The sequence below is a fragment of the Asaia sp. VD9 genome, from assembly GCF_037150015.1.
Taxonomy (GTDB): domain Bacteria; phylum Pseudomonadota; class Alphaproteobacteria; order Acetobacterales; family Acetobacteraceae; genus Asaia.
This window is the reverse complement of sequence record NZ_JBBCQM010000005.1, coordinates 18,156-39,082: the sequence shown is the minus strand read 5'-3', so window position 1 is coordinate 39,082 and position 20,927 is coordinate 18,156. Positions and strand designations below refer to the sequence as shown.

Sequence of the window (20,927 nt, the reverse complement as noted above, 5' to 3'; positions counted from 1 at the left end):
CACGCCCTCCCTCCCCAGCAGCTTTGGATCCGTGTCATGCCTGCCTATCGTTCCCGTACCACCACCCACGGCCGCAACATGGCCGGTGCCCGCGCCCTGTGGCGCGCGACGGGCATGACGGACAAGGATTTCGGCAAGCCCATCATCGCAGTAGCGAACTCCTTCACCCAGTTCGTCCCCGGTCATGTGCATCTCAAGGATATGGGGTCGCTGGTTGGCGGGGCGATTGCGGAAGCTGGCGGTATTGCGCGCGAGTTCAATACCATCGCAGTGGATGACGGCATCGCCATGGGCCATGGCGGCATGCTTTACAGCCTGCCGTCGCGAGAGCTGATCGCTGACTCCATCGAATACATGGTCAACGCGCATTGCGCCGATGCGCTGGTGTGCATCAGTAATTGCGACAAGATCACGCCGGGCATGCTCATGGCCTCGCTGCGTCTGAACATCCCGGTGGTGTTCGTCTCGGGCGGTCCCATGGAGGCCGGCAAGCTGGATGGTCCCGAGATCAATCGTAAGCTCGACCTCGTTGATTCCATGGTTGCGGCCGCCAATCCGAAGGTGTCGGATGCAGAATCGGAAGCCATCGAGCGCTCTGCCTGCCCGACCTGCGGATCCTGCTCGGGCATGTTCACCGCCAATTCCATGAACTGCCTGACCGAGGCGCTTGGTCTCTCCCTGCCCGGCAATGGCAGCCTTCTGGCTACCCATGCCGACCGGCGCGAGCTGTTCCTGGAAGCCGGGCGTCTCGTGGTGTCGCTGGCCCGTCGCTGGTACGAGCAGGACGATGCCACGGCCCTGCCGCGCAGCATTGCGACCAAGGCAGCCTTCGAGAACGCCATGACGCTCGATATCGCCATGGGTGGTTCGACCAACACGGTTCTGCATCTTCTCGCGGCCGCACGTGAGGCCGGGGTCGATTTCCAAATGGCCGATATCGACCGCCTGTCTCGCAAGGTGCCCAATCTATGCAAGGTCGCCCCTGCAAAGAACGACGTGCATATGGAAGACGTGCATCGCGCAGGCGGCATTCCAGCCATTCTGGCCGAGCTCGCACGCTGCGAACTCATCGACACAAGCGCCCACACCGTCCATGCGCCGAGCCTCAGGGACGCCCTGATGAAATGGGATATCCTGGAGGGCGACGAGGAAGCCTGCACGCGCTTTCTGGCCGCACCGGGAGGCGTGCGCACCACCCAGGCTTTCTCACAATCGAGCCGCTATCATGCGCTTGATACAGATCGCAAACACGGCGTGCTGCGTGACCGTGCTCACGCCTTCTCGCAGGATGGCGGCCTGGCTGTCCTCTACGGCAACCTCGCCGAGGCTGGTGCCATCGTGAAAACGGCAGGTGTGGTGGATGGCCTCCTGACCTTTACGGGAAGGGCGCGTGTGTTCGAAAGCCAGGAAGACGCCGTATCGGGCATTCTGGCGAACAAGATCGTGGATGGCGATGTGGTGGTCATTCGTTATGAGGGCCCCAAGGGCGGACCGGGCATGCAGGAAATGCTCTACCCAACCAGCTATCTGAAATCGAAAGGCCTTGCCGAGACCTGCGCCCTGATCACGGATGGCCGCTTCTCGGGAGGCAGCTCGGGCCTCTCGATCGGTCACATCTCACCCGAAGCCGCTGAGGGTGGATTGATCGGCCTGATCGAAGAAGGCGATCAGATCGAGATTGATATCCCGAACCGCGTTCTGCGTGCCGTCATCGCGGATGACGTGCTCGAAGCGCGCCGCGTTGCGATGGAAGCCAGGGGCGATACCGCCTGGACGCCTGACCGTATCCGAGAGGTTTCTCCGGCCCTGCGTGCCTATGGTCTGCTGACCACGAGCGCCGCCAACGGCGCCGTGCGCGATCTGAGCCAGATCACGCGCCGGGGCTGAGGCGCTCATCGCGGCCCTGGGCGCAGCCCAAGGCCGCGCAAGGGCAGAGCCGTCGAGAGCGGGATCCCTCGCGCTCTACCTGCAAAATATCTACCGGGGCGCCAAAACCGCCTGAACGCCTGATCAGGGTGCGACAGGACAATGGGCTGTGACTTCTGAGTCATGCAGCCTGTGCCTTTGGCTCTCTAGCGCCTCAAGGGTTTCGGCCACTTCCTTATCGGACTCCCAGCCCGCCTCGGGGGTCCAGAGGCCGCCCTGCATGATCCCCAGACCGGGCATCGGGTCCAGCCGAACCGCCAGACCAGCATAGCCCGGCGCGTTGGCGGGCAGACGCGGCTCATGCCGTCTCTTATTGATACGATGGATCAGCCGCGCCTCGGCTGACAGCATATGGGCGCAATCGACCGGATCGGTGTGAGTTGCAATGCTCGTTGACGGCGTTGGCTGGGTCGGCACAGCCCGCGCGGCTGGAACAACGACCGACAGGATCAGAACCCCCATCATGGGAAACGCGCCCTTCCCGAAACATACGCGCTTCGCGGGGCAAAGGGTGCGGCGGCCCTTGCGAGCATAAGAGCGAAAGATCATGTGAGCCCCCCTTAATATTGAAGCTGCATGCCGAGCAGGAAGGCGTTGGATTGCGCCGCCCCGGCTGGCGTGTACCGGGCATAATCGAGCGTGAAACGCAGATTATGTCCGTCGAGCACATAATTCGCGCCTGCATCCAGCTGACGCGTCTTGGGGTTGCCTGGTCCGTACAGGTCATGAGCGTATCGGAATTGCTGATAGCGCAGGAGGGGCTGTATCCGCCCCCACCCGACACGCCACGGGATCAGATAGGCGGTGCTGACCAGAAACGCCGTCCCGCTGTTGATACCGCCGATATTGCCATAATCCGGGTTGCGATTGCCAAAGCCGGGGGCGACATCTTTCACACCATCGGTATGGTACTGATAATAGGCGGCCTCGAGCGTATAAACGCCCCAGCGTGCTTTCTTGCCAATGCGCTTTTCAAAAAGCCCATCAATATTCCAGGCCTTGTAATCGCCCTTGAGGGACGCTGTGCCGACGCCATTGACCTGATACTGCCCCGCCAGGCCAATGGCCAGGATATCGGCCTTACCGTAATAGGTGCTTGCCGTGTAATAGGCAGGCGACGGTTCCGGATCGAGAAAATTATACTCGAGACGCCCAGCGAATAGCGGATTATGACCTGTTCCAGAACCCCCATCGACCCAGTTATGCCCTTTATAGATGCCCGCCATGTACCGGAACCTGTCATGGGCGAGCTTGCCCCAGAGGGTTGCGCCGTCATTGCGGCCTGACCACATGCCGGGATATTGCGCCACGATTGGGAATGCATAGGTGCTCAGAAAATAGGGTCCGTCGAGATTGGATCGGTCGCTGCCGGGTAACATGCGCCCAAGCCAGAGATTGAGCCCCTTCAACGGCTCGATCTGCAGGATACCGTCGAGCACGTTCCAGTTGCCGTCGCGGATGCGCTCCAGATTGAGCGTGGCCTTGACGGTCTTGATGATCTGGCCGCCCATGTAGATACGCAGATCGCTGGCAGCGGCCGCACTGCCATCATCCGGGGTCGATGGATCAGCAGTCATATACTGCCCCCTGACACCTACCCCCATCGTGAATGACTGTTCCGGCCCAAGATTGACCGTGACCGATGCTTCGGCCTCCGGCATCGCGCACAGGCCAGCGCCCATTATGGCGACCATCATGACGCCGCTCCGCCGCGCGATCGGACCTTTGCGGGTACGAGCCCGTCCCTTTTGCATGTCTCCCATCCTCCTGATCGCCCCGAGGCGTTAACGGAAACTGAGGAAACATTACGGTTTGGGATCATTCCGAATAAATGCGTAGAATTACTTATGCCAGGAGCGATTGCCGACTCCGTCTATGCTGACAATGAGCAAGGTGAGCCGTCCGGAGAGACGGTCGTCTCGTCTATGGCCTGTCCGAATGGGCGCGCTGCGTCGGCTGAAAGCACCGTTCTCTTGCGAAGGAGAAGCACACCCATGCCTCGCCCCAAGCCGTCGCTTCTTCTGCTGATACTCTCCCTATGCGGTTTGCTCCCATGCGGTTTCCCCTCTGCTCAGGCTGAGACGCAGACTCTGTCAGGAGATCGTGCCCGTTTCGCGGCTTCATTGGCGGAAACCTGTGTCGAGAGCGCCACGACCCTGCCGCTCCTTGGCGGGCCGGACGATGCACCGGTGATTCCGGTGCGTATCGAGGGGAAAGACGCTGCCATGGTGGTGAGCCCGCTCTTCGGCCATCTCTTTGTCCGGAATGCGGGGGCGATCTGGTTCGCCCAGGGGCCAACACACAGGATGATCGCCCAGGATCATGCCGTTACGCTGACAGAGATCACGAAAGTTGACACGCTCGAGATCGGACCGATCGTCCTTCACGACCTGCTTGCCGAACGCCTGGAGGACGCGCCGATCAGATTGGTGAAGGGCCGCCCCTTGGTGGGTGTTATCGGGCGCCCCTTGCTCCAGCATTTCAGGCTCATGCTCATGCTAGACGTACCGCACGAGAAACTCGGGCTGCTTGTCTGGCGCGATGCGCCACTATGCGCAGCAGGGCCTCAGGGCCTCTTCACCCACAAACCGGTGGTGATCGATCTGGACGCGGACGCTCGCATCACGGCACTCATCGATGATCACCCCGTCCGCATCAGGCTGGACCCGGACCTTGTGCGCAGCGCCCTGCCCAGGGACATGGTGCTCGGCACACTGGCTACGGCAGCGGATCTGGGAAAGGATCAGCCCGTGGTCACGCAGTTCGGGACGATGGAGCGCGGGGTGCGCCATAGCTTCAAAAGCCTGCGCCTGGGCTCGCGCGACCTTGGTGCGACAGAATTCCTCGTGCTGGAAAATCTCGACGAGGGGGCTCTGGGCGCGAGCTTTTTCCGTCATGACGTCACGCTGATCGATTTCGATCATGGAAAGTTCCTGTTTGCACCCGCGACACCGCAAGTGAACCAGCCTGATCTGGGACTGCATTTCGACGCTTCCCATGAAGGCATTGCCACAGTGCATGACACACCCCGACAGGCAACAGCTGAGCAGTCCGGGACGAATTGAGCCGCCCCTGAGGAAGGCGCTGCTTCGGCACGATTGCCGAGGCGGAGACCCTATTTTCTCACAGATCTTTAGTGAAGCTGTCATGCACAAAAGTGATATTTCGTGTCATGGAGATACTTCCTCGTTACCCGCCGCGGGCAAAAGCGCCCCAGCCCATCGGAATACCTTCCATGCACCGCTTCCCTGCCCCACCTGCCACACGCAGGCGTACCCTCCTGCTAGGTTTGGGGGCTTCGCTTCTGACTGGCGCTGCCCCGGCCTCCCCAGAGGATAAAGAGCCGAGCTGCGATGGCCCCCCCATGCCAGATGGCGGCGGAGACCGCCAGGGCAAGTTCGATGCACAAGGCAAGCCTCGGCTCTGGCCAGGGAATACGACGATATGCCCCTTCGCTGAGACGCACCCCCTATCCGTCGCCATGCTCGAGATGAATGCGCTGATACGCCGCGACTGGTCGGACCATATCGTCCCGACCCCACCATCGAGCTATCACATGACCATCCTCGGTGGGGTCGATCCGGAGCAGAAAGCCAAGAACAACTGGCCGTCAGGTATTTCCCCTTCCGTGACGCTTGCGCAAACGACACCGATCCTGCGCGAGCGCATCGCGTCCACCACTTTCGATTTTCCGGAAAAGATCGAGATGGAAATCGACGCGGATCGCTTTCATGCGCCGCTCGTCGGGGTCCCCCTGCGCCCGGCCAATGCCGCCATGGCCACAGCTCTCTATGATTTGCGCCGTCAACTCGCTGAGGCCATCGGGTTTCATCCCGACAACCTGATGACATTCATGTTCCATGCGACCTATGGCTATAAAATTCGCCATATCCCACGCTCGCAAAAAGACGTGCTGCGGCGGCGGGTGCATGGCTGGCGTCGCGAATACGCTGAGAAGCTGGGAGTCATCACCATCCCGCCGCCAGTTTTCTGCAGTTTCGAGACGATGTTTGCCTTCCTGCCGATCCTCCCCCTGCAGCGCAAAATCTGATTGCGCCCAACCCGCCATGCGACACGCCGTCTGACGGTGAGCGCGCCCCTGATTGACTTCGGGCAATGCCCTGAGCAAGTATTACGCACCGGCTCTGTCGAAGCCGCCGTGTCCGCGGAAAGGGCTGCGCCCGCGCCAGAGCAGTACAGATACGCTTTTCATACTCCCTCCCTTTCTGGCCTGACAGGCGGACACAGGCTCAGGAAAGGGCCGGAATATGTCCGATCATTCGAGCCGTTACGCCGCATTTCGCCTGAACCTCACTCAACAGCGCAAAAGGGCGAAGGAACTTCTCGAAGCCTTGCAGGCACAGGACCCTGAAGCTGCCAGGCGCCTGACGCGGTTTCACCCGAGGCCGACAACCCTTTCCAGCGTCCGGCTGGCCGATGCACAATGCGTCATAGCCCGAGAGCTGGGTCTCGCCAGTTGGCCCCGCCTTTTGCGCCATATCGAGGCATCTATCGCAACCAGGGCCCGTATCGACCGAGGAAGACCTGCCCCTGATAAGCGACTGGCCACTCTTCATCTGCGGTGCGGAACAGACATTGAACCGACCCTCAGAGAGGCGGGTTTCGAAGGGGATTTTCAGAGTTACACCGATCCGTTATGCGGCGGCCCCATAGTCCGGACACCGGACTGGCTGGAGTTGAGGGCCGATTACATTGCTGGCTCTGTCGGGCGCTATGTCGGTCTCGACCGTACGGCGATTTCGACCCGACTTCATCTCGAAGAGAACGCCATAGCCCAGGCGGCACGCTATGACCGTGTGGTATTGTGGTTCGAGCATGATCTTTACGATCAGGTTATCCTTGCGCGCATCCTTGCGGTTCTTGCCCACCATCGACCGCGTCATCTCGATCTGGTTTCTGCCGGTGCTTATCCCGGTGCGGCGCGTTTCATCGGCCTTGGGCAGCTTCCGCCCGAGGCGCTGATCCTTCTATGGGAGAAGCGTAAGCCCGTCTCGCCCGCCGCGCTGAACAGAGGTTGCGCGGCATGGGCCGCGATCTCTGCTCCCGATCCCGGCGCGCTGTCGCGCCTTGCCCACGAGGGGACAGATCCTCTTCCCGAATTGGGGCGTGCGCTCGCGAGGTTTGCCCGCGAATATCCCTGGGCGCATGACGGGCTCGCCCTGTCACAGCGGCTTGTTCTGCAACTCGTAGCCGATCGACCACGCACGGCCGGGGCCGTTTTTCGAGCACTCACGCAACAGGCTGAACCCCTGCCGTGGCTTGCCGATCTGATGTTTCGCGATCTGCTCGAAACGCTCAGCTCTTCTACAGAGGCCGCGATCGTCATTGAGCCGGGTCATGACAACAACAACTGGGCAGAGGATGAAGTCTCCCTCACCGATTCTGGCAGAGACGTTCTCGCCGGGAAACGGCAATGGCACTCTCTTGGCCCGGCAGAACGCTGGCTCGGAGGCGTCAGGATCGGACACGGCGCTCCTGACTGGGTCTGGAACGAGGCAGAAGAGACAATCGAGCGCCGCGAAAACGATTCCCCGACCCGGCGATAAAATAGTACGGACACGCCGGAATCAAAATCCCGGCGCAACCCACAACGTCAGTAGGTGAAGGAAATACTGCCTAGGAAAGTGCGTCCGACAGAAGGCGTGGCGCGGTCGCTGAACAGATTGGAATAGTTCAGACGATTGGCCAGATTGTAGCCATTGAGCGCCAGACGCCAGCGATGCCCGACCATATGCGACATCATGGCATCCCATTCCGTCGTATGAGGCACGCGCGCTGTGTTGGCTGCGTCAAGCCACACCGAGTCACGCCAGGTCAGACCGCCGCCGAAGGTCAGGTTCCAGGGCTTGTCGGGCGCGATCGTATAGGTGCTCCAGATCGTCGCCATGTTCTTGGGCGCATACTGGATGCGCTTGCCAATATCGGCCGGTGTCAGCGAGCCCGTCGTCGTGGCATCGTAATAGGCATAAGTGCCGATCAGGCTCCAGTTGCGGGTGATCTGGCCCGAAAGGCTGAGTTCCACGCCCTGATTGCGCTGGCTGTCGCTCGACGACGACACACTTCCGGTAGAGGGATCGGTCATCAGGGCATTGCCCTTCTCCAGCCGGAACAGCGAGGCCGTCGCGCCCAGTCGGCCATGCAGGAATTGCTGCTTGACCCCGATTTCATACAGACTCGCCTTTTCCGGCTTGAATCCCTGGGTCGAGCTTTTGAGCGGCTCGGCACTATTGGTCACGTAAAGTCCAAGCGGCGTGGTCGAGCGCGCCCAGTTGAAATAGACCATCGTGTTGTCGCTGGGCGTATACATCAGACTGACGGTCGGGTTGATGGTGTTCTGCTGCTGGGACAGGCGCGTATCGGAAGCGGTCGCCCCCTCGGTAGCGGAATAATGACTGTTCCAGTGATCCCAGCGAAACCCGCCGCGGATGGAGAACCATGGGGCAAGCCACATCTGCTCTGAGAAGAACGCGCCCACGTCGGTGGCATCCCCGGTCTTATAGAGTTTGCGCCCTGCCCCGCCGGAAAGATTGACCAGGTCGTACTGATATTGCCCGAAACCACCGAGCAGCAGACCCGGCTGAACATGCGAGGGATTGATCAGGCTCGTCGTATCGGTGCGCGTACCGTTCTGCCCATTGAAATTATACGCGTAGTTCTTTCGACGGTCATAGATATGCTCGACATCCCAGCCAGCGATGATCTGATGACGGATAAAGCCCGTGCGGAAATTGGCACGTGCCGAAAACACATTCTGCACGGACCAGTCATTCTGCTGATAGGGTTCGGGCCCGCCCAGATGTCCACGCCTGTTGACCTGTGCGGCCGAAGGATTCGTGAAAAACAGCTTCTGGCAGGTCGCATCGCAACCCGGCTGCGATGCCGAAAAATAGCGATCGTACAACCCGCCGCGCAGATCATCGGAAATCGTCAGATGCTGGCTGATTTCGGAATTGAGGCGCGCAGTCAGCATGTTCACATTGGAAACATCCTGATCATAATTCGTGCCATACCAGTTATGACGGTTCAGTCCATATTCCGTCGCGGGACGACCAATCGTGCCGCCCGGCTTCGTGACGATCGGGACGCCATAATCGGGGATACGATTATCCGACTGATGAAAATACTCGAGGGTGAAGCTTGTGCGGCGTCCAAGCCCGAAGCCGATAGAGGGGGCGAGGCCCCATCGGTGCGAGTAGATGTTGTCGCGTCCGACGACGTTATTCTCGTTGCCCATGCCGGTTATGCGTATGGCCGAGGCCTCACCGATCTGCTTGTTGACGTCGAGTGTACCGCGATAATACTCGCCGGACCCACCCGAGAACTGCGCGTTATAGCTGTCCCCGAGATGGGCGACCTTGGTTACGATATTGATGGCACCACCCGTCGTGCCATTACCAAACACCTCGGAGGACGGGCCCTTGATGACCGAGATATGGTCGTAATCGAAGCTGTCCCGTGTATAGACGCCGAAATCGCGCAGACCATTTTCATAGATATCGTTCTGAGCCGCAAAGCCACGTATCAGAAACTGGTCGCCCGCCATGCCGCCTTCGCCCTCGCCGACAGAGGCCGTGATGCCCGGGACATTGCGTAGAGCCTCATCGAGCGACTTCACGTTCTGCTGCTGCATCAAGATCTGGGGAACCGCATTGACGGTTTGCGGCGTGTGCATGATGTCCTCAGGCATACGCCCCAGCCCGATCGGCTCATGAAGAATATTCATGCCGGTGCCACGTACCAGCAGATGCTCCTCCCCTCCCTTGCCAGACACGGCATCAGCGGTATCGGGCTGTTTTGCCTTGATGTCGGGTCGAGCCGTGCCCTTCACCTTGTCACGATGCGGGACATCGTCATCCTGTTGCACGGGCTGCGCATGCGCCGTGGTACAGGCAAGCGTCATCCCGGCAAGCAGGGACACGGGATAGGCAGGGCGGACCCATTTCTTGGACAAAAGCGGTCTCCACATTCGGACAGGGTAATCATTCTGCAATTGAGAATGGTTCCTATCTTCCGCTTTTGATCGGTGCAATCCGCTCGCAATCGCAGTCAATGCGTTTATGTCTTTGTGTTGCCAATGTGCGACACCAGATTTCTCGCTCCTCACGGGGACGAATAAGAGATTGGTTGAAAGCGTGCGTAAAGCGACCCATGCAGTGTCTGACAAATTTGCCGCCACTTTCTGGCAGGAAGGCGTGGCTGTATGCGTGGAGCATGTCACGCTCCGAACGTCTTTTCGATCTGCTTCACGTCCTGCGCGGACATCGCCGTCCCGTAAGCGGGAAGGTGCTCGCAAAGCAGGTCGGTGTCAGCATCAGGACGCTTTACCGGGATATCGTCAGCTTACAGGCGCTGGGAGCCGTAATCGAAGGCGAGCCCGGTGTCGGCTACGTTCTGAAACCCGGCTTCCTGTTGCCCCCCCCTCATGTTCACGCCGGAGGAGATCGAGGCGCTGGTGCTCGGATCGCGCTGGGTCGCTGATCGTGCGGATAATCCGCTACAACATGCGGCGCGAAGCGCACTGACCCGTATTGCGACCGTATTGCCCGCTCACCTTCGGAACGAACTCGATACGTCGGCTCTTTTGGTCGGGCCCGGAACCACGATCCTTGCAGACAGGGTTGAGCCAGCTTTGCTTCGGGAGGCAATCCGTGCGGAACGCAAGCTGTCGCTTCACTATTGCGATGCTACCGGCAGGCCGTCGGAGCGTATCGTCTGGCCGTTCGCGCTCGCATTTTTCGAGTCTGTGCGCGTTCTTCTTGGATGGTGCGAGCTGCGGCAGGATTTCAGGCAGTTCCGCACCGATCGAATCGTCTCGGCCACACTGATCGACGCGCGGTATCCCCGACGTCGTCAGGCACTACTCAAAGAGTGGCGTGAAGCCGAGGGGATCCGATAGATTTGGCGACATGCGCATCCTGCTGCCGGAATCTGGCAGTAGGGTGGAGTAGCCTCTGCTTCGTCCACTTCCGGACCGGAGCACCAAAATGGCAGAGATCAATACTTTATTTCTCTATGTCGCCGACGCGGAGGCGAGTGCGGCTTTTTATACCCATCTGCTTGGAATCAAACCGCTTGAAGCCAGTCCGACCGTTGCGCTCTTCCTCCTGCCCTCCGGGCTAACGCTTGGCGTATGGAGCAAGGGCGGCGTACAACCGACACCCACCACAGGAGGGGGCGGCTGCGAGATTGGTTTCAAGGTTAGCTGCGCCGCAAAAATTGACGAGGCACATGCCGATTGGATTGCCAAGGGCGCGGCAGTCGCGTTCCCGCCCACCGATCTCGGCTTCGGACGCAGTTTCGTTGCGCTCGATCCCGATGGGCATCGGCTGCGTGTCTACGCAGTCGCAGATGAGAAGTGAGCGGAGCCATGCGCCACTGGATCGCTGTCGCCTCGGCCGAGCATGTTGAACGCGGTAAATCGCTCGGCATCATGCAGGTCTGCCACGGAAAGGCGGCCCCCCTTCGACAGATCTCGCCAGGTGATCGTGTTATCTACTACTCGCCCGTTTCACGTTTTGGAGGAAAGGATCGTCTCCAGGCGTTCACCGCGATTGGCACTGTCGTCGATACGATGCCTTATCAGGTCGAGATGAGCGAGGGTTTCCGGCCTTGGAGGCGCGATGTGCAGTGGCAGGCTGCGCGAGAAACCTCAATCAGACCGTTGCTGGGTCGGCTCTCCTTTGCTGGTAATGGCGCGAACTGGGGATATCGATTTCGTTTCGGCCTTTTTGAGATCGATGACGAAGATGCAGCGCTGATCGCGACGGAGATGATCGCCAATTTTCCGGGGCAAGCGCAGCTTGCGCGCCATGAGTTTCACGCCGACAGGCCTGATCTCCCCCTGTTCGCGTGCCTTACCTATGAAGGGTCCAGCGGTTGATACCGAGTTCAGCGCAGAGCTTGGCGACACTGGTTCCTGGTTTGCCCATCGATTTTTGGGCGCGCCGTGGCTAGGCAGGCGTCATCTTAAGCGGCCCCCTGCCATGGCGGGCGCGTAGCTACGCCAGCCCGGTCGCGCGTTGATTGCAGTCTAGGCGGCGCCCAACGCGATACTGGCGCTACTAGCCAGGCGGGGTGGGTGCACTATCATCGATCTTATTGGCTATGCCACACGTCCGACAACGTTCCGCGAACATTGCGCCAAAATCGAAGTCCGTCCGGTCCTGCGCGCCTTAGAGCGGACAGGCATGCGATCGATACTGACAGTGGGTGCGGAGATTGCCGCCTGAACCGCTCGGAGGGAAACAAATTGTGTTGCTGGCTGCGTCAGTTTTGGTGCGGTGTGGCACTGATTGTGCGAGCCCGCACGCCCAGGGCTGCCCATTCCAGCATGACCAGCGACTCTTCGATCGAGCCAGAAGCTGCACTCGAATTACCGCAGCCTTTCGACGAAAATGATCGCACTCACTTTGGCGGGATATACGAATTGCCCGAGGCGCCATCGGCTTCACTGAAGACTCTCTCTGGGCCAAGCTCGTCAAGCCTAGGGAGCGGTTCAGACCGCATCGTCTGCATCAGACGTGGTGCGATGCTGAGCATAGGTTTTCGAAAATCCTTTCACCGCCCTATTACCTTTCGATCCCGATCCGTTACACGCGGTGCACCTGATACTCGGTTAAGCCGCTAGGCAGGCCTGACGATGAGGTGCGGTTTTCCTTGTCCTGTTCGCAGAAAAGAGACTTCAGCGCCCGCCACTCTGCGAAAATTACGAAGTCTCGAAGCTGGCTCGGTTTGTCGTCAAGCCATCTCGCGACACTGCTTTTCCCCTTGCGAAAGGCAAGTTCGGAGTCCCCGAAGCACGCCGGGTCGACGGTCTCGGGCTCAAATCATGTTTCAGGACGCCGCAATACAATGCATCAGGGACGTAGGCGCTCTGCGAGGGGGCTTATGGATGGAATGCAGGAAAGAGGCGGCAACAAATGAAACGGCGTCCATTCAACGCCCCACGCGGAGCCGCAGGTTTTGGGGTGGTGCGAAGCGTCGACACCGTGTCATCAGATTTCTGCCCCTGCATGGCGACAGCCCTGGACGGACCGGCTGCACGGCCACATTCCGGATCACGAATGACGCAGGGCGGGCGACAGATCATTTTCCACTGCATAAATCAGGAAAGGCGTGGGCATCTAGGCGCCGTCTCTCCCCATAACGACGGCAGATTGAACCCATTCCGTCGACATGCCGGGCTCAAACGGTGTGATCAGCCTCGAGTGACGGTTGAAATTCTCTCCCGAGAGGGAATCATCGCAGGTTCAAAAAAGGCCCTCGGAAATGAATCTTACTACTTGTGGAAAAGCATGAGCCTGAAACGGTCCTGACGAGCGGCGCCAAATCAATCAAAGCGCCATTCGCGGCCTTCCCAAGATCCGTGCGGGGCGCCTCACCTCGGGACCAGAGGGGCGTCCCATGGAGGACGCCCCATTCATCTCAGACGCCGGAGAGACGGGAAAGGGCTGCCTGTAGCCGAGTGCGATCATGGGTGAAGCTCGTGAGACGATCACGGTTCTCGTCAACGACTTCCGGTTTGGCGCGCGCAACAAAATCGGCATTGCCCAGCTTGCGCTCGACCTTGTCGATTTCCTTGCCCAGACGATCGATTTCCTTCTCCAGGCGCTGGATCTCGGCAGCAATATCGATCAGCCCCTCGAGTGGCAGAACGAGCGTTGCTTCGTCGATCACGGTCAGCGCTGCGGTTTTGGGCGGTTCACCCGCCAAGGGTGAGACCGAGGCCACACGCGCCATGCGGCCGATGACCGCAGCCCAGCTCTCGGCACGCGCGAGGGTTTCTGGAGTCGCATCACGCAGAAGCACCGGCACCATCTGAGCCGGAGGAATGTTCATTTCCGAACGCAGCGTGCGGATTTCGCTGATCAGACGGATCACCCAATCCATCTCCGCAGACGCCTCACCTGCGCCTTGAGGCTGCGGCAGAGCGGGCCATGCCGATTGCGCAACGCTGCCGCCGAAACCGAAGGACTGCCAGAGTTCCTCTGTGACGAAGGGAATGACCGGGTGCATGATCTGCAGGATCATACCGAGCACATGGGCGGCAACCGCCCGAATCTCGTCCTGTTCCGGCGTGTTTTCGGCGGCAAAGGCGGGCTTGGCCAGTTCAAGGAACCAGTCGCAGAACACGTTCCAGACAAAGCGATAGCAGCTACCCGCGTATTCGTCGAAGCGGTAGGAATCCAGGGCGCCACGGGCTGCGCTGACAGCCTTTGACGCTTCATCTAAGAGCCAGCGCCCCAGAACACTCTTGACCGCAGAGGGATCGAACCCCTCGACCGGCTTGACGCCGTTCATTTCGCAGAAGCGTGCAGCATTCCAGATCTTGGTGATGAAAGTACGGTAGTCTTCGACGCGCTTGCGGCCAAATTTGATGTCACGACCGGGACCGGTCAAAGCGCAGATCGCCATACGCGTGGCATCTGCACCGAATTCTGCCACGAGATCGAGCGGGTCGAGCCCATTGCCCTTGCTCTTGGACATTTTCTGGCCGCGCTCGTCACGCACCAGACCGTGGATCAGCACCGTATGGAAGGGTACGTCATCCATGAAATGCAGACCCATCATCATCATCCGGGCCACCCAGAAGAAGATGATGTCAAAGCCTGTCACAAGTACGCTGGTCGGATAGTACCGGGCGAGTTCGGGCGTCTTGTCGGGCCAGCCCAGCGTCGTGAAAGGCCAGAGTGCAGAGCTGAACCACGTATCGAGCACATCCTCGTCGCGGGTGAGACTGACCTCAGCGCCGAATTGCGCACGCGCCTGTTCGAATGCCTCTTCCTCACTGCGCGCGACGAACACGCTGCCTTCCGGGCCATACCAGGCAGGAATGCGATGGCCCCACCAGAGCTGACGGCTGATGCACCAGGGCTGGATATCGCGCATCCAGGCGAAATAGGTGTTTTCCCATTGCTGAGGCTCGAAGCGAATTCGGCCCTCTTCCACGGCCTTGATGGCGGGCTGGGCGAGAGTAGCGGCATCGCAATACCACTGTTCCGTCAATCGCGGCTCGACAATCGCCCCGCCACGCTCGGCGTACGGCACCTGAAGCGTGTGCGGCTCGATCTTCTCGATATGCTCGAGGCGCTCAAGTTCCTCGACGATCAACTTGCGTGCCTCGAGACGATCCTTGCCTTCGAGAGAGCGCACGAAGGCGATCGAGGACAGCCCCTCGATGTCCTGCAGCTCGCTGGTGATCTCATCGAGCCAGATGGCAGCGGCCTCGTCGAGGATGCTTGGCATAGGCAGGGCGTGGCGTTTGCCAACCTCAAAATCGTTGAAGTCATGACCCGGCGTGATCTTGACCGCCCCGCTGCCCTTCTCGGGGTCGGAATAGGTATCTGCCACGATGGGGATTCGGCGTCCGGTCAGGGGCAGCGTGACGAACTTGCCGATCAGTCCGGTATAGCGTTCGTCTTCCGGATGAACCGCGACCGCGGTATCTCCAAGCATGGTTTCCGGGCGCGTCGTCCCCACCACGATCATGCCGCCGCCCTCGACAGGGTAGCGCAGATACCACATCGAGCCCTTGGTCTCGCGGTTCTCGACCTCAAGATCGGAGATGGCGGAGCGGAATGCTGGATCCCAGTTCACAAGGCGCTTCGCCCGATAGATCAGCCCCTGCTGATGCAGGGTGACGAACACATCACGCACGGCGCGCGACAGCCCCTCATCCATGGTGAAGCGTTCGCGCTCCCAATCGGCCGAGGCGCCAAGTGTGCGCAATTGCTGGATGATCTGACCGCCCGACTGCTCCTTCCAGGCCCAGACCCGTTCGAGGAACTTCTCCCGCCCCATTTCCTTGCGGCTCAGGCCTTCCTTGTCGAGCACACGCTCGACAACCATCTGGGTTGCAATGCCCGCATGGTCTGTGCCGGGCTGCCAAAGCACGTTGCACCCTTCGAGACGCTTCGAACGGATCAGGATATCCTGAAGCACGAAATCGAGCGCATGGCCGAAATGCAGCGTCCCGGTGACATTCGGCGGGGGGAACATGATCGAGAAAGATGTGCCAGGTTGCTCGGGATGCGCCGCGAAAAGACCGGACTGTTCCCACTGGGCATAAAGGCGCGCCTCGCACGCTGCGGGGTCAAAGGTCTTTTCGAGCATCGTCTTCCTGTCACCTGTCTTGCCACGAGACGGCGCTGCACCGCCCCGGTCGTCCTGTACCGATCCTGCTCTCGCCCCCTGCCCTGATCGCCGTTTCTGCACAGCAGGGCCGGAATTCAGAGCGGGTATGACGCGAAACATGGCTACGGTCATCTTCAGTACAGCGTATGGCCAGCCGGCGCCGAAGTTTCAAGCCGTGACCACGTCTGCCGTTACCGCTTACCTAGGGGTTGAGTCAGCGCCCCGGTTGGCCAACGGCGTAATCATTGATGCCCCACAGGCGGTCCTTGACGGCATTGTAATACGCCTTCTCGTCGTAGAGCGGGACGTTCAGCTTCAGATCGGATGCCGTTAGTCGCCCCATTGCCGCGGCGATGGCATAGGAAGATTGCACGAGACCGCTGAGATTTTGCACCAAGGCCGTCTGCGCCTGCAGCAGGGTCTGTTGCTGCTGAAGCACTTCAAGTGTGGAACTCGTGCCCACAATGGCCTGGCGCTCCACACCGTCAAGCGCGATGACGTTTGCGGCAATGGCGGTCCTGTTGCTCGAAATCGAGTCGTTATAGGAGCGGAATTGCTGCCAGTTCGATGAGGCGGTCTGGGCAGCGCCACGACGCGCGATATCAACGGCGCGGCGTGCCGCCAGATATTGCTGGCGCGCCTGCCTTACCGCTGCGTATTCCGACCCGCCCTGATAGATCGGGACATCGAAATTGATAGTGCCGTATTTATTGTCGGTAATCATCTTACCGTAGCCCTGGTTCTTCACGTAGGAATAACCGAGCGTAGCGGAGATCTTGGGCAGAATGGCCGAGAGCTGGACCGAGAAATTGTCTTTCTGCTGGGCCTCGACGAAAAGCGCATTGATGATCGTCGGGTTATTCTTCATCGCCTCAGCGACGATCTGCTTTTCTTCCTCGATCGGCAGCTTGAGCGGCTGCGGGGCCACGAGATTCGGCGCAGGCGGGACGCCAACAACCTGCAGATAAGTTGCCTGCGAAGCGCGTAGCGTTCCTTCGCTCTGCTGGCGGGTCGCCTTCGCGGTTGCAAGAGCAGCCTGAGCCTGTGCAACGTCCGTGCGGGTGATCTCACCCTGCTGGAAACGGTCCTGAGTGGCCTTGAGCTGCTCTTCGAGAACATGCTCGTTATTGATGTTGATCTGCAGGATCTGCTCGCTACGAATCACCCCGACATAAGCGTTCACAACATCGGTGAATACTTCCTGCTCCGTCTGGATCAGCTGGGCGCGTTCAGCCATGACGGTATTGACCGCCTGATGCGTGGCAGCGGTCGTCTTGCCGCCCTGATAGAGATACTCGCTGACCGTCACACCGCCCTGATAGCCGGGCGTGGCATAGCTGCGGTTATAGGCCGGTGTGCCGAAATTCGAGCCGGGCTCCGGCCCCTGAGCACCGTAGGCGTTATTGCCCTGATAATAGGTCAGCCCCGCCTGCCCCTGGATCTTGGGGCGCCAGCCGGCGAGCGCAGTCGGTACCTGTTCGTCAGCTGCGCGCAGCTTCGCCCGCTCCTGCTGCAAGGTCGGGTTCGTCAGATAGGCGGTTGCGAGCGCTTCCTGAAGGGTATGCGGAATGAATTCGGGAGAGCCCTTGCCGTCATAGGTCTGGGCCAGAACAGTCGTGCTCTTGAGAACGACCATCAAACCCACGCCCAGAGAAGTATAGGCCTTAAACTGATCCCGCTTCATGGATGCCCTTTCGACTGACGACGGCACTGCAATAACGTGACAATGGTGTCCATCGTCCGGTTTCAGGCCTCCTGCTCCCTCCCTATGCCATATCTGACTGCAATCGGAAATTTCTTCTTATTTCTTCGCGTTGTGCGCCCTACCCCCTTGACCGCAGACGCGCAGAAAGAGATATAGCCCCTACACCAGCCGGTCCGGTGGCAGAATGGTGATGCAGCGGACTGCAAATCCGCGTACGTGGGTTCGATTCCCGCCCGGACCTCCATGTTTCCTTCGCAGACCCCTGATTGTCACCCTCACGGGGGGTGTTTCGAAGCGTTATCCCCTCAGGCGTTTCGTCTCGGCAGGACGATGTATACTCCCTGGGGCCTATCCCGAGATATGTGCAGCTCAGCATTACGTCCCATCGAGTAATGCGTCAGGATGTCACGAAGATCGTGGTCTGACGTTCGCGAAGCTCGTGGTTCAGGCCCTATCAGGGTGCAGTCACCGCGCATTGTGACTGGGGAAATCACTCTCTTACACGGGTCGATCGTTTGAGGCGCAGAATCGGGTGACGCTGTCCTACGATCGAACAAATCGGGACTAATCGCTGCGAGTGTGAAGGGGAGCACTTTGTGATAACGTTCGATCATCCGTCCCGTAAATCGGATATCTGCTCTGTCTCATCGAATTATCGCACCTCATATCAGGCTTTGCCTTCCCATTTCAGGTAAGCGCCGCATCACGCAGATATCTCCCTATGGCAATAGCGTCGGACATCACGTCGCATTGTATAGATTCGTCAGAGCGCGGCTAAGAAAGTAAATTGGTCGCCGGAATAACCACTAAAAATGCAGACGAGCAAGATATCGATGCTCCCCCCCGATAACCATGCGCATTATATTTCGCGATTGGACACCTTGGGGATATCTGAAACCTCTCAAGGCGCGACAAACAGCGCGCGGAAACGGCGCAAACCGTCGACACATCATCACAAAGATCGGGCATTCATCTTGGGAGATAGGATCAAGAAAAATGTGAAAGTCGTTAATGCGTCCTCCGTACTGTCTTGAGACCGCATTAGAGGGGCTGGGTGCAATTACGCTTTCCGTCACTTATTGGCCCGCCCCCTATCCGAGAGAGGCAAGCAGTCTGAGATAGAGGTTCTCGAGTGGGTTCACGCCGCGCCCCGACTTCATACGGGACACATCGCGAACAAGCTCTGCCCAGACTGGCGAGATATCGTCGGCTTTACCATATGGGGCAAAATGATCGATGTATCCGCAGAGATAGTCTCTTCTACGTAAAACCCTCGCGGTCAGTATGCGCTTTGTCGTCGAGCGCACAATCATGAGGCCTGCCGGGCCAATACTCCTGATCGCCTCTGCCAAATCCTTGGCATCACGTGATGAGATGTTGTCGTTAGTTTTGTAGACGCAGATAACCTCACGATCCGCTAATCGCTCTAAGAACTTACGCACGAGATAATCGATTTTCTGCTTTTCACCTATGTAGATTTCCTGACGCTCGGCCTCACTTTGCAGCCAGCGCTTATCTTTTGAGATCATTTGCGAGTGAAATCGGAATCCATAGCGTGAATCGAGTACGACGTTATCCCAATAGGGAGTAAGATTTTCGTAAGCATATAATCCTTCAAATCGATGCCGCAGGCCTTCGATCAGCACTCTTGGGGGAGACGTGGCCCACCTCAAAAGGCCACCGTCTTCGTTGCCTAAAGATCGCTTCAGGAAACCGAACTCACAGTTGTCACCTATACTCTCGAACTTCGAGATATCCATAACAGTCTCCACAAAGCCTTACGGGACTTGGTACCTATCAACGAGGTTGCAGGTTTCGCAGAACGATTGACGTCATCTGCGTAAGCCAGAGGTGAACCACTCCGAAATTAGCGGAGATAGGTTCGCACAGATTAAGTAGCCAAGAGGATATGGTCCATAGCAGCGCAAAACCAGCGTTCGGCCCCAAAAGAGCGTGGTGTTACAGATCGGGTCAAGGATGCGGCAGCTGATGAACCAGTCGACCTATTCATGGATAGCGTATCCCACCTTATCAAGCGATCGCCATGGGTCGCGCCGGTCGATCACCTCTACATTACGCAAGGCATTGATGATTTATAGCAAGACGTTGTCATATCTTGCGCGGAGACTACGGGCCGGAGGCTCTACCTGTCTTCGGCCGAGCTTTCAGTACATTGTGGGCGGCGACTTTTGGGTATCCACCATCCGCCGCGCCGAGGTCAGCTGTGATGTCATCACGATACTGCTGACATCAGGCATTCCGCTTGCCGTTAACTTCGGAGTGCTTCGAGAAACGCTTAGGGTCCCTAGCCTTACGTCCTTTTCGCGCTCGCTTCCGAGCGATCCGAGATCTGGCGTTTGTTATCGGCGAGCAGCTGTCAGTAAGTTGATGGTGCAATGTCTCTGACTGTTTCCGGGGCTCCTCTAGGAGAGAGCATCAGCGCCAGCGTCCCGCGGCAGCAAGGCCAACGGAACGCGATGAATTAGAACAACCGGAGATGCGAATGCGCTGATCGTCTCACGGCTACGGGAAGAGGACATGATCATTGGTGGCAGATCGTAACACGCTATGAAAGACGTCCAAGGTTCACCTACTCAAGCTGATCCCCCTATCCCCTTCATGTTCTGGCTTCGAACCTATAGTCGGTAGAATTATCGGTATGAGCCTCAAAATCGCGATCGGTCGGGTGTCAAATAGGCCATCGCGACTGGACGGTCCGGAGAATAACCCATTCTTTTCGCCCGAAAACTGTTTCGGGGGAGGCCTCCTGGTCGTCCCAAAAAATCGGCTTATCTAGTAAAGACCTAGCGGAAGCGCGATTTTAGGATTCTTTTAATTCTTAGGCGACGAGCGTACCAACAATCCGCCTTCAGACGATCTATTCCTGCTCCATAGCTGGCAGGAAATCGCATTTATCCAGCCCTGTTAAGGCATCGAATAACGTTAATCGTCAGGCCGCAGCCTCGAGGCCAGCTGACTCACTATCGACGAATACAAGCGATTATGTCGTTATAGGAAAATGGCGGAGGGGATGGGATTCGAACCCACGGTACGGCTTGACACCGTACAACGGTTTAGCAAACCGCCGCCTTCAGCCTCTCGGCCACCCCTCCGCCTAGAGGGACGCAGTTTTCACGGCGTT

General features: G+C 58.9%; 14 protein-coding genes and 2 tRNA genes. 9 read left to right on the top strand and 7 right to left on the bottom strand.

All coding sequences use genetic code 11. From position 1 onward, the window contains the following. The first annotated feature begins 36 nt into the window (after nucleotides 1-36). Complete coding sequence (gene ilvD, locus WFJ47_RS07920) at nucleotides 37-1,887, top strand: dihydroxy-acid dehydratase (RefSeq protein ID WP_336762123.1); 1,851 nt, start codon at nucleotides 37-39, stop codon at nucleotides 1,885-1,887. Nucleotides 1,888-2,010: 123 nt separating this feature from the next. Here ilvD and WFJ47_RS07915 read toward each other — a convergent pair whose 3' ends face one another. Together WFJ47_RS07915 and WFJ47_RS07910 are read right to left on the bottom strand one after the other, a co-directional pair. Beyond that, nucleotides 2,011-2,391: a hypothetical protein gene (locus WFJ47_RS07915; RefSeq protein ID WP_336762121.1), complete on the bottom strand. Its 381-nt coding sequence runs from the start codon at nucleotides 2,389-2,391 to the stop codon at nucleotides 2,011-2,013. A 95-nt stretch (nucleotides 2,392-2,486) separates the two neighbouring features. Next, nucleotides 2,487-3,620: a porin gene (locus WFJ47_RS07910; protein ID WP_408868638.1), complete on the bottom strand. Its 1,134-nt coding sequence runs from the start codon at nucleotides 3,618-3,620 to the stop codon at nucleotides 2,487-2,489. A 300-nt stretch (nucleotides 3,621-3,920) separates the two neighbouring features. Here WFJ47_RS07910 and WFJ47_RS07905 point away from each other — a divergent pair, with 300 nt between their 5' ends. From WFJ47_RS07905 to WFJ47_RS07895, 3 genes are all read left to right on the top strand, one after another. After that, complete coding sequence (locus WFJ47_RS07905) at nucleotides 3,921-4,991, top strand: hypothetical protein (RefSeq protein ID WP_336762118.1); 1,071 nt, start codon at nucleotides 3,921-3,923, stop codon at nucleotides 4,989-4,991. Between the two features lie 170 nt (nucleotides 4,992-5,161). Then, nucleotides 5,162-5,977, top strand: coding sequence for a DUF1868 domain-containing protein (locus WFJ47_RS07900; protein WP_336762117.1), 816 nt, complete (start codon nucleotides 5,162-5,164; stop codon nucleotides 5,975-5,977). A gap of 217 nt (nucleotides 5,978-6,194) precedes the next feature. Beyond that, nucleotides 6,195-7,493 (top strand): DUF1835 domain-containing protein, encoded by a 1,299-nt coding sequence (locus WFJ47_RS07895; protein ID WP_336762116.1) that lies wholly within the window; start codon nucleotides 6,195-6,197, stop codon nucleotides 7,491-7,493. 47 nt (nucleotides 7,494-7,540) lie between these two features. On the opposite strand, the gene WFJ47_RS07890 is transcribed toward WFJ47_RS07895, so the two are convergent. After that, the gene (locus WFJ47_RS07890; protein ID WP_408868633.1) at nucleotides 7,541-9,913 is read right to left on the bottom strand and encodes a TonB-dependent receptor; all 2,373 of its coding nucleotides are present in this window, start codon (nucleotides 9,911-9,913) and stop codon (nucleotides 7,541-7,543) included. A gap of 245 nt (nucleotides 9,914-10,158) precedes the next feature. On the opposite strand from WFJ47_RS07890, the gene WFJ47_RS07885 reads away from it, so the two are divergent. From WFJ47_RS07885 to WFJ47_RS07870, 4 genes are all read left to right on the top strand, one after another. After that, the gene (locus WFJ47_RS07885; RefSeq protein ID WP_336762115.1) at nucleotides 10,159-10,425 is read left to right on the top strand and encodes an HTH domain-containing protein; all 267 of its coding nucleotides are present in this window, start codon (nucleotides 10,159-10,161) and stop codon (nucleotides 10,423-10,425) included. After that, complete coding sequence (locus WFJ47_RS07880) at nucleotides 10,370-10,843, top strand: WYL domain-containing protein (protein ID WP_336762113.1); 474 nt, start codon at nucleotides 10,370-10,372, stop codon at nucleotides 10,841-10,843. Before WFJ47_RS07885 ends, WFJ47_RS07880 begins: the two co-directional genes overlap by 56 nt. An 88-nt stretch (nucleotides 10,844-10,931) precedes the next feature. Beyond that, nucleotides 10,932-11,306, top strand: a complete 375-nt coding sequence (locus WFJ47_RS07875; protein ID WP_336762111.1) for a VOC family protein — start codon at nucleotides 10,932-10,934, stop codon at nucleotides 11,304-11,306. A gap of 8 nt (nucleotides 11,307-11,314) precedes the next feature. Continuing rightward, nucleotides 11,315-11,827: an EVE domain-containing protein gene (locus WFJ47_RS07870; RefSeq protein ID WP_336762110.1), complete on the top strand. Its 513-nt coding sequence runs from the start codon at nucleotides 11,315-11,317 to the stop codon at nucleotides 11,825-11,827. 1,544 nt (nucleotides 11,828-13,371) lie between these two features. Here WFJ47_RS07870 and WFJ47_RS07865 read toward each other — a convergent pair. After that, nucleotides 13,372-16,059 carry a valine--tRNA ligase gene (locus WFJ47_RS07865; protein WP_336762416.1) on the bottom strand — a complete coding sequence of 896 codons (2,688 nt, stop codon included), beginning with the start codon at nucleotides 16,057-16,059 and terminating at the stop codon, nucleotides 13,372-13,374. 235 nt (nucleotides 16,060-16,294) lie between these two features. After that, nucleotides 16,295-17,764, bottom strand: a complete 1,470-nt coding sequence (locus tag WFJ47_RS07860) for a TolC family outer membrane protein (protein ID WP_127102263.1) — start codon at nucleotides 17,762-17,764, stop codon at nucleotides 16,295-16,297. A gap of 191 nt (nucleotides 17,765-17,955) precedes the next feature. On the opposite strand from WFJ47_RS07860, the gene WFJ47_RS07855 reads away from it, so the two are divergent. Continuing rightward, nucleotides 17,956-18,029 (top strand) — tRNA-Cys (locus tag WFJ47_RS07855). A gap of 847 nt (nucleotides 18,030-18,876) precedes the next feature. Here the strand turns inward: WFJ47_RS07855 and WFJ47_RS07850 are convergent. Both WFJ47_RS07850 and WFJ47_RS07845 read right to left on the bottom strand, forming a co-directional pair. Then, complete coding sequence (locus WFJ47_RS07850) at nucleotides 18,877-19,545, bottom strand: hypothetical protein (RefSeq protein ID WP_336762109.1); 669 nt, start codon at nucleotides 19,543-19,545, stop codon at nucleotides 18,877-18,879. A 1,260-nt stretch (nucleotides 19,546-20,805) separates the two neighbouring features. Next, nucleotides 20,806-20,898: transfer RNA gene (locus WFJ47_RS07845), tRNA-Ser, on the bottom strand. Nucleotides 20,899-20,927 lie beyond the last annotated feature (29 nt).

Coding starts and splice junctions, on each gene's coding strand:
- WFJ47_RS07880 (WP_336762113.1), top strand. CDS start 10,370: ATGTTCACGCCGGAGGAGATCGAGGCGCTGGTGCTCGGATCGCGCTGG.
- WFJ47_RS07885 (WP_336762115.1), top strand. CDS start 10,159: ATGTCACGCTCCGAACGTCTTTTCGATCTGCTTCACGTCCTGCGCGGA.
- WFJ47_RS07850 (WP_336762109.1), bottom strand. CDS start 19,545: ATGGATATCTCGAAGTTCGAGAGTATAGGTGACAACTGTGAGTTCGGT.
- WFJ47_RS07890 (WP_408868633.1), bottom strand. CDS start 9,913: ATGTGGAGACCGCTTTTGTCCAAGAAATGGGTCCGCCCTGCCTATCCC.
- WFJ47_RS07875 (WP_336762111.1), top strand. CDS start 10,932: ATGGCAGAGATCAATACTTTATTTCTCTATGTCGCCGACGCGGAGGCG.
- WFJ47_RS07865 (WP_336762416.1), bottom strand. CDS start 16,059: ATGCTCGAAAAGACCTTTGACCCCGCAGCGTGCGAGGCGCGCCTTTAT.
- WFJ47_RS07870 (WP_336762110.1), top strand. CDS start 11,315: ATGCGCCACTGGATCGCTGTCGCCTCGGCCGAGCATGTTGAACGCGGT.
- WFJ47_RS07895 (WP_336762116.1), top strand. CDS start 6,195: ATGTCCGATCATTCGAGCCGTTACGCCGCATTTCGCCTGAACCTCACT.
- ilvD (WP_336762123.1), top strand. CDS start 37: ATGCCTGCCTATCGTTCCCGTACCACCACCCACGGCCGCAACATGGCC.
- WFJ47_RS07910 (WP_408868638.1), bottom strand. CDS start 3,620: ATGGTCGCCATAATGGGCGCTGGCCTGTGCGCGATGCCGGAGGCCGAA.
- WFJ47_RS07905 (WP_336762118.1), top strand. CDS start 3,921: ATGCCTCGCCCCAAGCCGTCGCTTCTTCTGCTGATACTCTCCCTATGC.
- WFJ47_RS07915 (WP_336762121.1), bottom strand. CDS start 2,391: ATGATGGGGGTTCTGATCCTGTCGGTCGTTGTTCCAGCCGCGCGGGCT.
- WFJ47_RS07900 (WP_336762117.1), top strand. CDS start 5,162: ATGCACCGCTTCCCTGCCCCACCTGCCACACGCAGGCGTACCCTCCTG.
- WFJ47_RS07860 (WP_127102263.1), bottom strand. CDS start 17,764: ATGAAGCGGGATCAGTTTAAGGCCTATACTTCTCTGGGCGTGGGTTTG.